Origin of the sequence: Vibrio sp. 1CM24A, from assembly GCF_023161725.1 — a bacterium.
Lineage (GTDB): Bacteria > Pseudomonadota > Gammaproteobacteria > Enterobacterales > Vibrionaceae > Vibrio > Vibrio coralliirubri.
Genome location: NZ_JALNTS010000002.1, coordinates 260,930 through 276,464 on the forward strand (window position 1 = coordinate 260,930; position 15,535 = coordinate 276,464).

At 43.7% G+C, this 15,535-nt stretch carries 12 protein-coding genes; all 12 read right to left on the bottom strand.

What is annotated here, in order from left to right; all coding sequences use genetic code 11:
* Positions 1–2: 2 nt before the first annotated feature.
* Positions 3–1,199, bottom strand: a complete 1,197-nt coding sequence (gene icmH, locus MSG38_RS05075) for a type IVB secretion system protein IcmH/DotU (protein ID WP_050646564.1) — start codon at positions 1,197–1,199, stop codon at positions 3–5.
* A 5-nt stretch (positions 1,200–1,204) separates the two neighbouring features.
* A complete protein-coding gene (tssK, locus tag MSG38_RS05080) occupies positions 1,205–2,536 on the bottom strand; it encodes a type VI secretion system baseplate subunit TssK (protein WP_048606919.1) in 1,332 nt (443 codons plus the stop codon).
* Positions 2,537–2,577: 41 nt separating this feature from the next.
* A complete protein-coding gene (gene tssJ, locus MSG38_RS05085) occupies positions 2,578–3,066 on the bottom strand; it encodes a type VI secretion system lipoprotein TssJ (RefSeq protein ID WP_050621123.1) in 489 nt (162 codons plus the stop codon).
* Entirely contained in the window at positions 3,063–4,013 is a 951-nt protein-coding gene (locus MSG38_RS05090; protein ID WP_050650606.1) for an FHA domain-containing protein, read from the bottom strand. Before MSG38_RS05090 ends, tssJ begins: the two co-directional genes overlap by 4 nt.
* Positions 4,014–4,016: 3 nt before the next feature.
* Positions 4,017–4,745, bottom strand: coding sequence for a transporter substrate-binding domain-containing protein (locus MSG38_RS05095; RefSeq protein WP_050650605.1), 729 nt, complete (start codon positions 4,743–4,745; stop codon positions 4,017–4,019).
* On the bottom strand, positions 4,732–5,730 hold the full coding sequence (locus MSG38_RS05100; RefSeq protein WP_050650604.1) for an ABC transporter substrate-binding protein: 999 nt from the start codon (positions 5,728–5,730) through the stop codon (positions 4,732–4,734). Before MSG38_RS05100 ends, MSG38_RS05095 begins: the two co-directional genes overlap by 14 nt.
* Complete coding sequence (locus MSG38_RS05105) at positions 5,727–8,294, bottom strand: MFS transporter (RefSeq protein ID WP_050650603.1); 2,568 nt, start codon at positions 8,292–8,294, stop codon at positions 5,727–5,729. The genes MSG38_RS05100 and MSG38_RS05105 overlap by 4 nt, the downstream gene beginning before the upstream one ends.
* Before the next feature lie 9 nt (positions 8,295–8,303).
* Positions 8,304–10,916 (bottom strand): type VI secretion system ATPase TssH, encoded by a 2,613-nt coding sequence (gene tssH, locus MSG38_RS05110; RefSeq protein ID WP_248401202.1) that lies wholly within the window; start codon positions 10,914–10,916, stop codon positions 8,304–8,306.
* A gap of 47 nt (positions 10,917–10,963) precedes the next feature.
* Positions 10,964–11,896, bottom strand: a complete 933-nt coding sequence (locus tag MSG38_RS05115) for a type VI secretion system baseplate subunit TssG (protein ID WP_050650601.1) — start codon at positions 11,894–11,896, stop codon at positions 10,964–10,966.
* Between the two features lie 64 nt (positions 11,897–11,960).
* Positions 11,961–13,712: a type VI secretion system baseplate subunit TssF gene (gene tssF, locus MSG38_RS05120; protein WP_050650600.1), complete on the bottom strand. Its 1,752-nt coding sequence runs from the start codon at positions 13,710–13,712 to the stop codon at positions 11,961–11,963.
* Positions 13,705–14,127, bottom strand: a complete 423-nt coding sequence (gene tssE, locus MSG38_RS05125) for a type VI secretion system baseplate subunit TssE (RefSeq protein ID WP_050650599.1) — start codon at positions 14,125–14,127, stop codon at positions 13,705–13,707. The genes tssF and tssE overlap by 8 nt, the downstream gene beginning before the upstream one ends.
* Positions 14,127–15,521 (bottom strand): type VI secretion system contractile sheath large subunit, encoded by a 1,395-nt coding sequence (locus tag MSG38_RS05130; protein ID WP_050650598.1) that lies wholly within the window; start codon positions 15,519–15,521, stop codon positions 14,127–14,129. Before MSG38_RS05130 ends, tssE begins: the two co-directional genes overlap by 1 nt.
* Between the last annotated feature and the right edge of the window lie 14 nt (positions 15,522–15,535).

A 15,535-nucleotide genomic window follows, 5' to 3' on the forward strand; every position in this document is an offset into this window, starting at 1 on the left:
AATCAGTTAGACTCTTCCTTGTTTAACTCGTGTGCAGAAGTGCGAACGATAATGGCGTTTATTTGGTCGTTTTCGACATACCACGCCTTTGTGCTTCTCGCTTCTTCTGAGGTGTTTGTTCTTAGTATTACTCGGTAGTACTTCTTGTAAGGAGAGATAATCGGCTCATAAGCTGAAGGTGATAGGTTCTTGATGAAAGCTTCGGCGTTTTTCTTACTTGAGAAGGTAGCGAGTTGAACCAACCAATTTGCTGTACTTGGCGTAAAGTCGTTGGTTTGTGATGCTTCTATTGCGTCCGCTTTGCTGGCGTGACGAGGTGGATTTACCAAGTCTTTATCATCGCTGATGAATACGATGTCTTTGATTTCGCCTGATAAGACGTAACGTTCGCTAAAGCTTGGCAAGAATGTGAAATCACGCGCTCTTTGCTCGTGGGTCTTGGTGTACCAAAACTCAGTTAAGCCAATGCTGGTGGCGATTAAACAGAAGAAAAACAGGCTAGTGATGAAGTAACGTTTACGCCTAGTCGGTTTCCTTACTTCTGGGAGTTTTACTTTAGTACGACAATGTACACCGCTAGCCGAGCGATATTGGCTGATGGTTTGCTCTAACTGATGAACAAACGCTTTTAACTGTTCAGCGCCGCCTTCACGATATTGGCCTTTGAATCCAATATTGATAAATAGGTAGATGATTTCTAAAAGGTCTATCAGCTTGTGGGGCTGTCTTGCGGCTTTTTCTGCAACAGAGAAGAACAGTTCGCCACCGTTACGCATGCCAAACAGTTCGCTAAGCAGGGTTTTGTTTTCCCAACCGCGTTTTTCTCCCCATTCGGTGTAGATGATGAATTCATCAATGACTACAGCGTATAAAAAGCACAGCTTATCGATCACCGCGATAGGGTAAGTGAGCTCGGTTGCTTGAGCTTTTATGTCGTTGATGCCTTGAATGAATTGTTCACGAAAGACCGTGAGGTCTTCGGGTTCAGACAGTGTGGATATCTTGAGTGTTTTAGTCAGTAAATCACTGCTGATGTTGATCAGTTGATTCTCTGCCTTATCAAAATGACGCAGAAACTCTTCTTGAGTGCTGGTGGAGTGCACCGCAACCAATTTAGATAATGCCTGATCAGACTCTGTGTTAGCAGAGCCTTTTGATGCTTTATCGATGACCAGTGTTTCTTCGTCTAAATAATCCATGGCCATTATCTCAACGCGTATAGAACGACTTCGAGAGCAGGAATGCGCGCATCAACGTGTAGGGCAATCGCGTCACGTGTGTCTAGCATGTCTAACCAATTTCGGTCCTTAGTATCCACTTCGAAATAAGCGACGCCTTGCATCGGCTTAAGCTCGCTTGGTGCAATCGGAAGCGGTGTTAATGAGATACCAGAAAGCGAGCTTCTCACTAGCTCTACGATCTTATTGTTACTGCTTAACTTGGCCGAAATAGGGAACAACTCATTAAGCTCTGTACTGCTGATATCGGATTTAACACTTAGAACGAAGCGACGGTTATAAACGCTGCTTGGGTCTTTGATTAACGTGCGAAGTAGACGGCGTTTCTCAAACAGAGAGATATCCCATTTGAACTCGATGACTGAATCTTGTTGAACCAGTGTGAGTAGGTTTCGTAGACTCGAAAACAGCGGGTTAAAGTTGTCATAGAGCTTGTCATATTTTAGAGGCTGACACTCACCTGGAATCGCTGGTGTTAACGCCATGACTTGAGCTTCAAACTGTTTTAGCTTCGAATACAGTTCGTGGGTCGGGTACTTGGTGTTGCTGATGGTCAACTCAAACCACGGTAGCCATGTGTTGAGAGTTTGCAGCCATAGAAAATCTTGCATCATAGACTGAGGACTTTTTTGACCTTGGCCAGCTTCAATGCGTTTTAAAAGGTTTTGAGCTCGGTTGCTTACCAGCGCGTGGATCTCTTTGACTCGCTCGCTGAGGAGGGTAGAAGCGCCGTAATGCAAACAAGCAGGGATGAAGGCTCTATCAAGCATGACTTCGTCTGAGTCGCTGATTTCTAAAATCTTAGCCACTGGAATGAGGGTAAAGCCAGAGGTGTCTTCTCCCGCGAATTTGAGCCCGATATTCAGCTGAGCTACGTCGACTTCGACACTGGCGTTTTCGGAGGTAGAAGTATCGAATACATTGATTGAACGGGTGATGTAACGACTCTGTTCTTGGCCATCTTCGCTGTAGTCATTATTGCCTTGCAAAGAGATTGGCAGAGCAAGATAAACGATAGTTTCAATGGTGCCTTGCGGAATATCGACAACAATCTCTTGCTTGAGGTTGAATTGGGTTCCATCGGGGAAAACACCTGAACAGCTCGGTATAGACAGCTTACCGATCTTTAAGAGATCGTGGTTAAGCACTAGCTCGGTGATGCCAAAGAAAGGGGCAAAACCAGCCAGTGTTTCAATGTTCTGACGAATGTAGTTTTGCACATAGCGATCTTGCTGCTGAAAGTGCTGAGGGGCAATAAACATCCCTTCTTGCCACACTACTTTTTTGAAAGCGTCCACGTAAAATCCTTTTCTATTATTTTTATATATTGGCTTTTTTATTAAAAGATTTGCCACCAGCTCGAGTCAGGCTGTATCACGGCTAACTCTGCTTTCTTCCCTGTAATCGTTAACTCTAAGGTTTGCTCTGGATCTGAAGGCATAATCAAAACGGTCTTGGTTGTGCCATTCTGGTAATCAGCGAATTCGACCAGAGCTGCAATGTATTGCGTGTTCTTGTTGATGTCTAACGTCAGCTTTTGCTCTGAGTTAGGCAGTACAATCGGTAATACCTGTTTTGAAACTAAGTTTGCCGCCAATAACTGCAGGTCATTGTTGTACAAATCAATAAACGGCAGTTGTTTGAACAGCTGCTGATCCGTGAGTTGGTAAAGCCTAACCACAACTGGGTTCGCTTGATCATCATTGTATTGGTTGACGGTCGCATCAGCTTTAACGGTCAACGAATACTGTGTGACAACAGGAGCTGGGTCCGATGAAGAACATGCTGTGATCAGTAAACAAAGCGATAAGAGTATGAGGCGTTTCATTCTCTTTCCTCACTTTGCTTCTGCATGTTCTCCATAAACAACGCTTTGAATTGACGTCTGAAATCCCCGTTGTCTTGACGATGTTGAAAATGCTTTCGGTAAATTCTCCAATACTTTTTATCTTTGTTGGAAAAAATGCCGCTACTGACATATTCACTAAATTGGCTCTCAAGCTGCTTTGGTGCGAACTCATTTAAGAACTGATCAACGGTTTGTTCTAGGGCGTCGAACAGCGCTTTTTGTTGAAGCTGAGGATTCTGTAAGTATTGTTGGTTCTTTTCGGTCAGCGTGATGAGCTTGTCGATCGACTCTTCTATACGCGTATTGTTCTCTACATTGACGGGCAGATATTCTAACTCTGCAGAAGAGAGCGTGTTGTTATCGGCGTGAGAGATTTCGTCTACTTCAATATTCGGTATGACTTTGTCATCGTCCAAATCTTCAAATGGGTCAGATGAGAAGGGGTCGTCACTCAGAATATTCTTAGAAGAGAAGTTCGAGGTCTTCTGAACGGTTACTACTTCTGGTGAGTCATCTAAAAAGTCAGTATCGCTGTCATCAAGCTTTAAGTTAAAAGGTTCAATAAAAGTTTCATCCTGTGTGGTGTTATTGGCCGCGTTGACTTTTGGGTCACTCAATAAGCTAACCAGCAGTGTATAGCCACCAAGTTTGATGATGTCGCCGTCGGTAATGACGTACTCTTTTTCTTTTGCCAAAGACTTGTCGTTTAGCGATACGCCGTTGTTGCTGATGTCTTTAATCACGTAACCACGATCTGTCGGATAGAGCTGACAGTGAGTTCTAGAGATCCATTTTGATTGATCGGGGAGCGCAATATCACATGATGGAGAACGACCTAAGCTTCCGCCACTTTCGGGCAGATACGTCACTCTAGAGGAAACAACCTCTTCAGCAGGTACAGAAATCATGTGGACACTGATGGACAATGGCTACTCCTTGCACTTGGATATGGCTGAATTAAAACTGTCTAAGAAACCCGGATAGGTTTTAAGGAATCGATTCGAAAAATAGACCCCCATATCCTTGGTATCTAAATTCGTCGAATTGAAGTAATCGAGTGGTAAAGAGGCTTTGTTCAACTCTCTTTTAAAGACCAACTCATCTTCTAAAACAACATCAATTTCCCTTTGTTTTAAAAGTCTTAGTAATACTTTAGCATCTCGTGGCTGCTTAACGACGTTAAATCCATTACGTTTTAGCCAAAACCATTTGTTTGAGCCAAATTTGGCAGAAAAGTTAAGGTTTAACTTTGACAATTCATCAACCTTCGGCTCCACTCCTGGGCCAAAATACCAATTCAACGTCTGTTTTGCGATGGGTGCCGAGAGCGTGGCGTATTCATCACGCTCAGAAGTTTTAGTGGCGACGAAAAAGCCGTGTTGGCTACCGCTATGCACGCGCAGTTGTGCGTCCGACCAGGTTGTCATCGTGAGTTGGTAAGGCTGTCCCAGCATACCTAAGGCGCATTTAACCTTGTCCAAAGCAATTCCTTGCATTGTCGCGTTTTCATAGCTTTGGTAAGGCGGCCAATCTTGTGTGGTCAGCATTAGGCGAGATGGCCCAATTTTTACTTGAGCAAAGACACTCATCGACCAAAACGTCGAGATGAGTAGGGTGACTAACGATAGTCTGATGGTAGAGGCTCTAGTTAACGTCATTAGAGTGTCCTATCACTTCAGAAATCTTCAAAATAGACACTGGCGGATAATAGTCGAGCTTGTGTGCAGCCTCGATATTAACAATATAGGAATATTGGCTTAGTGATTCTATTGGGATGTCTGAAGCTTTTTGAGTTCCTTTCAAGATGTTCTTCGCTTTGTATCCAGCGAATTGACCAACATTGTAGTAACGGCTGACAATGCCAAACAGGGCCTTATGTTTTCTTATCGGACTCTCGGTCGCGGAAAAAGTAGGTATACCTGCGGAATGTAACCCCGATACGACATCCCCGCCTTGGGTGATAATGTATGAATCCGGGGGTAAATAAGCCATATCGATACCATCACGTTTCATATTGTTTATCGTGATGTTAATTAAGTTGCTGTTTGACTTGGTTTTATCAATGTTTAATGGGTACAACATAACACGCTTGTTATAAATTTCCGATAACTCCATCATTTTATTTGCGGTGATAATCGAATTATTTTCGTCAGCGTTATATATAACCCCAAGGCTTGAAATGTTATTGAGCTTCTCTATCGCTTTAAACTGTATTTCATGGGGTACGATGTGCGATACACCAGTGAAATTTCTGTCTGTTGAAGATAGATCAGTGATTAACTTAGAACCCACAGGGTCGGTCACGATACTGAATACAACCGGCGTCGTGTTGTTTATTCTAAACTCGCTAGGTTCTGTATAAGTTCCTAATAAATTCAATGTTATAGTGGTACCAAATGAATAAATGAGGTCGGCTTCTTTATATTCTAGATCTCGAATATGTTGTTTGAGCTGAGCTTTATCTCGGTTTGCATCAAGAACGGTAAATCTCACATCAATATGTTGGGATAAATAATCCATGAAGCCTTGTTCAGCATCCGTTACTCCTCGCCATAATAAAAGAATGACGTGTTTTTCATCACTTTTAGCAAATGAAGATGGGGACATTAAAATAAAGCTGAGAACGAACACTATAAATCTCATGATTGAACCCCTAGCTTCTGTTTATCAGATTTCAGGAATATCGAGAAAAACACAATTAAACTAAAGGAGCTCGCGAGGAGTGACGCGCCAAATATAAGAATGGTTTGGTCGTAACCGAAGATACTCAAACAAACCCCAGCCAGCATTGGCCCCGCGATATTACCGATACGCTCAGTAAGTCTAAATATACCGATGATTTTTCCCTTCTCGATACCCTGACCAGACAGGAGGTCGATGACCAAAGGTATTTGTGGAGAAACACAGATGCCGTGTGCAATACCAATAATGATCACGATAAGTAGCAGCCCTAATGTGCCTTGGAAGAAGTAGAAATTGAGCAAGGCAAGGGATGAAAGCAAACCACCAATAAAAATGAAGGCCATTTTGTTTTTAAGCTTATCAACTAAAATCGCGCTTAATGGTGAAATTAATATGATCGCGAGGCCATACGCCATAATCACCCGTCCAGAAACAGAGCTGCTTTCGCCTAGGAATTGCAGATAGACGGGGCAGATGTAGTAGAGGAAACCCGTCAGTACGATCTTCGCCGGTATCGCACTGAATATCGTAATTAATGCAAAATACTTATTACTCAACAGAAGCTTAAAGTCTTTCAGCTGAACGGGTTTACTCGCGTTGCTGGTAGTCGACTTTTCAAAGAACACATAGACTAGCAAGACACTCAATGTTGCTAAAAGTCCTGCGAGCATAAATGTTTCTGAGTATCCAAGTTTCTCGGCGAGGATTCCGCCAATAGCGGCGCCACATAAAGAGCCAGAGAAGAATGATGATAAGAAAGTCGCCATTCCTTTGGTACGGTTAGTGTCGTTAGTGGTATCTGATACATAACCTTGTGCTGAAATAAATACGATACCGTAGCCTACAGCGGTAAAAGCTCTAGCTACCAACAAGAGTTCGAGAGATTGAATGAAAGCAGTAGCAACCAAGCCAATACAAGTGATGAGCCCACCTGTCATCAATGAATGTCTTCTGCCTACTTTATCTGACCAGTAACCTGCAAATGGCAGTGAGATAGCCCAGCACAACATGAACAGAGAAATGGGTAAGCTCGTAACTAGGTTTTCAGGGATCCAACCGGTTGTGTTTTCCAGTGAAGAGACAAACCTAGGGAAGAAGGCGAGTGAAGATGCTTCTGAGAACACTAATAAAAATAGGGGCAAGCGAATGAATCTAAAGTCTTGTTTGTCGATATTTTGAGATGGCTGATTAGGGTTTAGCTTGGTAATGGCTTGATTAGTCAGGTTGAGCAGTTTGCCAATTTCGTCGCGCGTAGAGATCTTGGCTAAGTGATTCACGATGTCGCGGTTGACCAACATGAACACTTTTTTTACCTGATTCCAAGGCGAAATAATCATGAAGTTACACATGAACAGAATGATTTCTGCAACCACAAGGCAAGAGGCAACCAACACGGTAATCATGTCCATGACGCTTTCTTTAAGCAGGTTAATGATCAAGTTGTTGTCGGTGGTGACGTTCAGCTGAATCGTGTGGCTGTTGTTGAGTGAGAATGTCGATTCGCGGATAGAAGGGTGGTCAACCGGTTCTTCAGGATAACGGTAAGAAGTGCCCGATTGTCCTTCAAAGTTAATCGATAGAATCTCGCTATGATGATCAACGAAGAACGCAAATTCGTCTTCGAGGCCATGAAGCCTATCGGCAGGAACGCCTTTATCGAGTAGCTCTTTAATCATTTGATTTAAAGAGTCGCCAATCAGGTTGGACTTCTGTTCGAGCTTAACCTCGTAAATCTGTGAAAACTTGTCTAGAGATTGATACGAAACCCCTAGGTTAGAAATGATCGTCAACAGGATAGCAAGAGAGATGATAAACACTGGGAAGTGCTTGTTTTTCAACTTCTCAAATTTAGACAATGAGTTTGGGGATTGCAGCGCCTTGTGAGCTTGGGTAATCGTTGGCAGTAAATCATCCGAATCGGTCGCGGACTCAAATATTGCAGTTGCGCCTTTTACTCGGCCGACAATACCTTTCAATAGGTACTTCAAAGCGACAAAGGCAAACAGGCAAGAGAGTAGAATCCAAATTGCCGAATAGAGGAACTGGAGCTTGAGTAAGAAGGTTTTTTGTTGCTCTAACAGAGTTGTGGAGTAGTAGAGCTTTACTTGCCCCTCAACTAATCCAAAAGAGTTGGTGATATCGAGCGATAGCTGACGGTTATTCTCGCTGTTTTGTTCTCCGGTACCAAACAGTCGTTCGCCAGAGCTTGAGACGACAACCAAGGCGGTAATACCGTCAACGATTTTTAATCGACGATCCAGCATGCCTTGTATGTTTGATATTGCAGAAAGCGGCAAGCCTAAACTGATCGCTTGGTTGATATCGTTATGTGTTTCTTCTAGTACAATTTCATAGATAGAATCGGAGGTTTCAGTGAGCCTTTTCTCGAAATTAAAATAGTTCAGCGTTGCATTTAAGGTGATGGAAAACAGCAAAACCGCCATGATAGCAAGCATCAACTTAACCCTAAGTGAAAGGTTAAGTAATGAAGGTTTAGTCAATGTTTGGCTGGCTTTGCTGTTCATAGTTAAAACCTACTTAATCGATAAATCGAAGTCGGCACTATTGTTGGTTGCGCTAACGGTGACTTGAGTAATAGGTTCGCTTCGGCTTAGCCTTCCAATACACTCTTCAGCTAACCTCGGCATCAATGAGCGGTTAATGATTTGCTCGACTGCACGGCCACCTGTCGTTGGATCGGTATTACGGTCAACCACGAATTGAATGAAGTCTGCGTCCCAAGTAAAGGAAGCTTGATATTGTTCTGCGAGTTTCTTCTTGATTCGATTTAGCGAGATCTCAGTGATTTTCGCTAACTCTTCATCGTTAAGTGGGTAGTATGGGACAATGGTGGTTCGTCCTAAGAAAGCGGGTTTGAAGTACTGTTGCAAGTCCGGACGAATCGATTCAAGCAGCTCGTCGTTGTCGATACGATCAGTTGTCTTCGCGCACACATCACAGATAGCTTGGTCAGCTGCGTTCGACGTCATAATGATGATGGTGTTTTTGAAGTCAACGGTTCGGCCTTCACTGTCTTTGATATGGCCTTTATCGAAGATTTGATAGAACAAGTCATGCACGCCAGGGTGCGCTTTTTCCATCTCGTCTAATAGCAGTACTGAGTATGGGTTACGTCGAATAGCTTCCGTTAACACACCACCTTCACCAAAGCCGACATAACCAGCAGGCGAGCCGAGTAACATAGAGATCTTATGTTCTTCTTTAAACTCGGTCATGTTAATCACGGTAAGGTCGTTGCTACCTCCGTACAGTTGCTCCGCAAGTGCCATGGCGGTTTCAGTTTTACCCACACCACTAGGACCACACATCAGGAACACACCAATCGGTTTACGATTATCGGTTAACCCAGCGCGTGATATACGAATCGCTTTTGCAAGCTCGTTTTTCGCGACATCCTGACCAATAACTCGAGTATTAAGCTCGTCTTCTAAAGTCAGCAGCTTGGCGATTTCATCACTCATCATGTTACCAACAGGAATACCTGTCCAATTCGCAACCACTTGCGCAATGGTGTTGTCGTCTACCATGGCGTAAACAAGAGGTTCTTCGCCTTGCAACTCGGCCAATTCAGTTCGCAGGGTGTCGAGCTGTTTTTGCTTGTTAGCGTCGACAGCATCTTGCTCTTGTTCTTCGGTGATCTCCTGTTGAACCGTTTTTATTTGGTCAACTAACTCAATCTCTTTCTCCCAGCGCGTGTAATACGCTGCCAATGTTTGTTGGTTTTCTTCAATCGATTGTGTGAGCTCTTTGATCAATTCAGCGCTATTTGAGAACAGTGCATCTTCTTTTTCTAACGCCGACTTCTCGTTTTCTTGGTAACGAATGGTTTGCTCTAACGTTTCCAATACTTCTGGCTTCGCGCCTTGTGTCAGTGCGATTCGTGCACTGGCAGTATCAAGAAGACTAATGGCTTTGTCTGGCAGTTGGCGACTTGGAAGGTAACGGATCGATAAGTGGACCGCCGCTTCAATCGCGGATTCAGCAATAAAAGCGCCATGGTGAGCTTGCAATGAAGCGGCTACGCCACGCAGCATTTGCATCGCATCTTCTGCATTTGGCTCTTCAATGGTCACGACTTGGAATCGACGTGTTAGAGCCGGATCTTTTTCGAAATACTTTTTGTATTCAGCCCAAGTTGTCGCTGCGATGGTTTTGAATTCACCACGAGCTAGCGCTGGTTTGAGAAGGTTGGCTGCGTCATTTTGTCCAGCAGCGCCACCTGCGCCAATGAGGGTATGAGCTTCATCGATGAAAACAATGATGGGTACTTCTGACGTTTTCACTTCGTTGATCACGTCTTTTAAGCGGTTTTCAAACTCACCTTTAACGCTCGCGCCTGCTTGCAGTAAGCCAAGGTCTAAAGAGTGGATTTGCACGCCTTGCAGAGCATTAGGGACTTCGTCGGCTGCGATTCTTAACGCTAAGCCTTCAACAACAGCGGTTTTACCTACGCCGGGTTCACCGACCATAATTGGGTTGTTTTGGCGTTTACGACATAAGATATCAATCGCTTTTCTTACTTCGGCATTACGGCCAGAAATAGGATCTATGTTGCCGTCAATCGCTTGTTGAGTCAGATTAACCGTGTACTTGCTCAGTGCGTCGTTACCTGCTGGGGTAGTATCGACAGAACCACCGGCTAAAGGCGCTGCAGAATTGCGGGCAATAGGGGTTTTCTTGATCAGACCTTGCAGAGATTCGAGCGAAACACTGCTTAGCGTTTCTAGTTGTAGGGTGCTTACACCTAACACGTTCTGTTGCATCAAAGCTTGAATAAGATGCAAGCTGACAATTTCGCCATGACCATAGTTTACCGAGGCAATCATCCAAGCATCTTTGATTAATTCAGTTAAGCCATGGCTTAGTGTCGGCTGACCTTCGCTGCCTTTTGGAAGCATAGCTATTTTTTTGGAAAGCTCATTCACTAAGGCGTCTAATGACAGCTTTTGAGATTCGCACAACGCCATTAGCTTTGGATCTTTTTGGGAAATAAGCTGAAGGATCCAGTGTTCTGTTTCTATCGCTCCAACACCTTGGTTCATCGCCGCGCCCGCAGACGCTTCCAACGCTTGCTTCAGTTCGGGAGATAGCTTTCCTACTAAGTTAGTGAGAGTTACTTGTGTCATAGTCAATTCCTTGTATCTCTATAATCTACACATTCCGTATTTATGAACTACAAAAGCAAAATCTTTACGGTTTCATTGGGGTTACGCTCAGGTGCAAGGTAGTCAATTTCACCTAAACGAGCGGCTATAGAAACCTTGCTTGATAAACGGGGTTTGGTTAAATATGAACGTTTGACGTTCAGATAAATGGCAACAGGCGTACTGTCTTTTAAATAGTGCTGAGTCAAAGACAACACAGCTTTTGCAAATTGGTCATCTTGTTGAATCTCGAGGAACTCATTTCTGTTTTTTGGGGTAACAAAAATACTCAAGTTGTTAAAATGAGCTAGGCAAGTTTTGCCGACCAAAAAACCTTGTCCCAAGCGACTGTTAAAATCTCGATTAACACCGATGCGAGTTAACGAGTCGGTCGGTAATAGACGTTGTTCAAATGCCTTGCACTCCACGTCGATGGAGTAGGGAAAAAAATCATTTAAAATCTTTTTTAGAGTCGTCAGGTTTCGGCTTTGTTGGCTTAGCAGTAATGAATACTGGAGATACTCTTTGTGCTCTTTTCCAAGCGCAGCAAAGTGATTCAATAATGCTGTTTTCTTTGGGTTTTGCTCACTTTCAACGAGCAGCCAACGTCGAGCATTGGTTCGATAGGTGATTTCAAAGTGTCGTTGATTAAATACGTCCAGAAAATCTTGCAGCGAATGATCTTCATTGTGGATCGCGGCTAACAACTCTTCGTATATGTAATTAGGTATCACGCCTTTAACGCCCGAGAGCGCTTGTTTTGCTAATCTGAGTTTGGCTTTGTTTCCCTTTAACGAGAAGTATTGGATCTCTTGAGGGTTGCCAGTCGGCATCGCCTCCGATTTCAATTGGATCTGTATCGGCGAGCTACTTTGGGACTGAAGCTGCTCCAATAGCCTCATTGCCTGAGAGAAATCGTACTTTTCAGGCTGAGCTGCTAGGTCTTCGATGAAATGCTTCATATATCCCCCTTGCAGCCTAAGCTCTGGTTATTTTCAGTTCGCATCATTGCCGATATTCGCTGAGTTATAAGCACAATTGACTACCGTGAATCTTAGGGTACTTTTTAACGACACCATCTCGTCCGTAGATTCGGATCTTGAGTTGTATATATCGATCAAAACTACAAAACTGTTGGAAGAAGCGATTTAACACGTCGGCAAACGCCAAGTAGGGCGAGGTTGCATCGAGTGTGAGTTCAATCTCGGTTCCTGGAGAGAATACATTTTTGCCTAGAACGCGAATCGCAGACACTTGAGAGTTAAACGTGATCGAGTGAATCATTTGAATTTCAGCGCTCGATACTTGTTCTCGACTGCACAAACTCAACATATGCTTGAGGTCAGCAACCGGATTACTAGACTGTACCAGTGATGAAAAGTTGGTGTTCAGTAAGCTAATGAATTCCCAATGGATATTTTGGTCGACTTCCTTTGTAATGGGTGCCGAAGGAGGATAAATAGGCGAAAAATCGCCGGGCAAATCAATACTCTCCAGGCATTCCAAAGTACCGCTTACGCCACACGCTTGCTTGCCATTTGTACACAACAAGTGAGTACCAAGTAGCTTACTAAATTCAGCCTCTGGCGCTTCAGATAGCGAGATTGCGATGCTCATTTCACCAAAGTGATTGTGTTTACTTTGCCAGTAGTCATATTGCTGATTGTGGGTGTATTTCTCTTTAAAAAGAGGAACTAACGGTATTTCACCGTTAGGTGTGATTTCGTACACCTTCTGAATTTCGATGATTTCAATATTATTGTCACTATGCGCGTCGGCATTCACAGGAACTGAAAGGGTTCTGTGATCGTACGCAATAGGTTCGCCTGTCTGCTCAAACAAGTTAATCGCTGGCATTACGTTTAACTTGAAAACATCTTTATTGAATAGGCGGATAAATTCGGATGGCAATGACGACATGAACAAGTTAATGATGATCTCCGATTCATCAAATTGGCCTGCGTAATCTGCAAAGTTCTTAAGCCTAAAGAACTGTCGCTTCTCTTTGAAAAAGAAAAACTCGTTAATCAGTTGGTAGCCCGTGAATTGATTACCATGCTCAGGTAAAAACTTAAACTCGAGATCGCTGATTCGATTTTTAAGCTGGTGGCTGTCAATGGTGACATGTCGAGCGCATTCGTTGTCTGAGATAGAAATCGCTAAGGTGTTATTGAGAAGAAGTTCGACTAGAGAGTCCGCATTGTTTTCAAACCCTTTGACGAAAAAGTCGAGGTCATTCAGTTCTAAGTGGCTGAAATGCACTTCGGGGTCGCCGGTGTTCAGTGAGATCTGAACGACCGCTGAGCTTTGATTCGCCGATTTGGGTCTATTGAAGCTAAACGGGGCGCTTAGCGCTTTGATGTTACCTAAGCTAAACGGCGCTATTTTGAGTTCATCAACCGTTCTAAATAGACATTCGTTTTTGGTGTTTGTACTTGAGAAAAGCGAACCCTTTGGCAAAGTACTCGATTCAATCGGGCCTTCTTCTGCGAGTAACTCAAGATAAGCAACGCTAGGAACGGTTTGTATATAAGAAGGATAGAGCACTCCTAGTATACCTTCGATGACTTCAGGTAACTGCTCTGATAGTTTCTTTTCTACCTTAGCATTCAATAGTGCGACGCCATCTAATAGACGAGCCATGCTAGGGTCTTCAATCTTCCCCTGATGAATATTGAGCTTCTCAGCGTGCGTCGGGTACTCCTGACCGAACTGACCTAATGAACGGCGCACAAAAGCCAGCTCTTGCTCGAAGTAACGCATAATAGGTTCAGTCATAGTTATCTTCTTCTAATGAGGTTGTTAGGTCACTTAATGCGATTTTGGAGTCAAAGATAAGGTCTTGTTCGCCATGACTTGTCTTAACCTTGGCGATGATGTTGAACGATAGTGAGTTGTCACCCTCTTTGCGCTCTCCAAGCTCTACCGAGATGTTATGGAGTCGTGGCTCAAAGCTTTTTATCCACGTCTCAATACGTAGAGTCAGTTGTGTTTTTTCTAGAGTGGCACTCAGCAATTGAATATCTTCGATACCAAACTTTAAGTTCGAGCGGTTGACTTCTATCAGTCGGTTATCGATATCTGTCAATGATGCCTCTGCTTCAAGGAGCTTGGTGAGATGGAACTTAATGTCTTCAATCTCAGCATCCTGATAGGGCTTTGAATCACTGATAAAGGTCTTCCAAAAGCTCATCAGGCCACCTCATTTAGGTCGGTGGTCAGCACAACTTCACCACTGAAGTAGTCAAATTGGTATTGAGGAACAATGCGCAAAGTACAAGCGAAGCTGCCAGCTTGAGAACTCGATTCCGTCACACTCACTTTGGCGAAGCTGAGTGGGTATTTGGATAATGTTTCCTCATTTGCAAATGAAACGTTACTCGAGAACTTTTCAATCCAATGGGTCAAAAACAGCTCACACTCGGTCGCGTTGTTGAAGCTGCCGATCATCTCTCTTACTTGAACCTTTAGGTAATGAGCAATTCGGCAAGACATCAGTGTGGTTTGAATCTGCGTGAGCACTTTGTCATTGTCGTTTTGTCCGCACTGCCAAATTGAGTTGTTACCATTGAAGTAAAACTTGTCGGTCAAAGGGCTTTTCGCTAATGGGATAAAGCCGCTTTGAGCGTAGAAGTTCGACAGTTGGCCGAACAAGCTGATATCCGTCACTGGTTTTTGCAGGTGACTGTCGAAATAGTGATTGGTTGGTAGGTTAACGACGGCACCTTGCAGCTTGTCGTTCCAACGGGATTTTAGGAAGCCAAACCAGTTCACGCGGTGAAACTCTCGCATGATAGTGGTAGCCAGTACCATATTGGCTAGTCCCCAAGCTCCTTGACCTTGCTCGTTGTAAATGAAGCCAGCGCGTCGATTCTTGTATGCGTCTCTCAGGCGGATTTGTGGTAGCGCCATGCCAATAAAGCGAGAGCTCGGCTTACTGCGTAAATCCTGCCACGCTTTAAAGTCGGGGCCGGAAAGGATCTTATTGATACGTTCGATATCAGATAACCAATCGGCGCCGCTTTCACCAAAGAAGGTTGATACGGGAGAAAACAGCATAGGGCAGAGTGTTGCTTCGCCTAATTTACCTAACAGTTCTACGGTAAACAGATCGTCGTAATCGGCGTCAAAATCGATGTCCATAGAAATAGGGTGACTAAAGGTGACGCAACCAAAAGGGTGGCCACCTAAGGTATTCAGTTCGTTATTGCCGATCTTGTTATACAAGTCACTGGATTTGGTTGAATAGGCTTGATTGACGTCGCTAGATATCTCCGCCCAGTTCATATCGAGCAGTTTTACATGCGCTCTTTGGTAACTGACGGGCAGGGAAACAAGCTGCTGAAGGCTTAACCAGTTACGTTCCAGTTTTTGAAACTCTGGTTCATGGAGGACTTCATCAAGCTGTAAACTGAGTTTGGAATCGATTGTTGATATAAGTGTTGATATCAATGAAATTAGTGAGGATTTAGAGCTTAAGGAGTGTTTGTCTAGCTCAGATAACAGAGATAAAGCCTCTTTCATAAAGGTATTATCTGTGTCATCTAATTGATTGAATCTGTTTTGCCATTCTGTATTTAACTTCATACAAAACTTTTGGC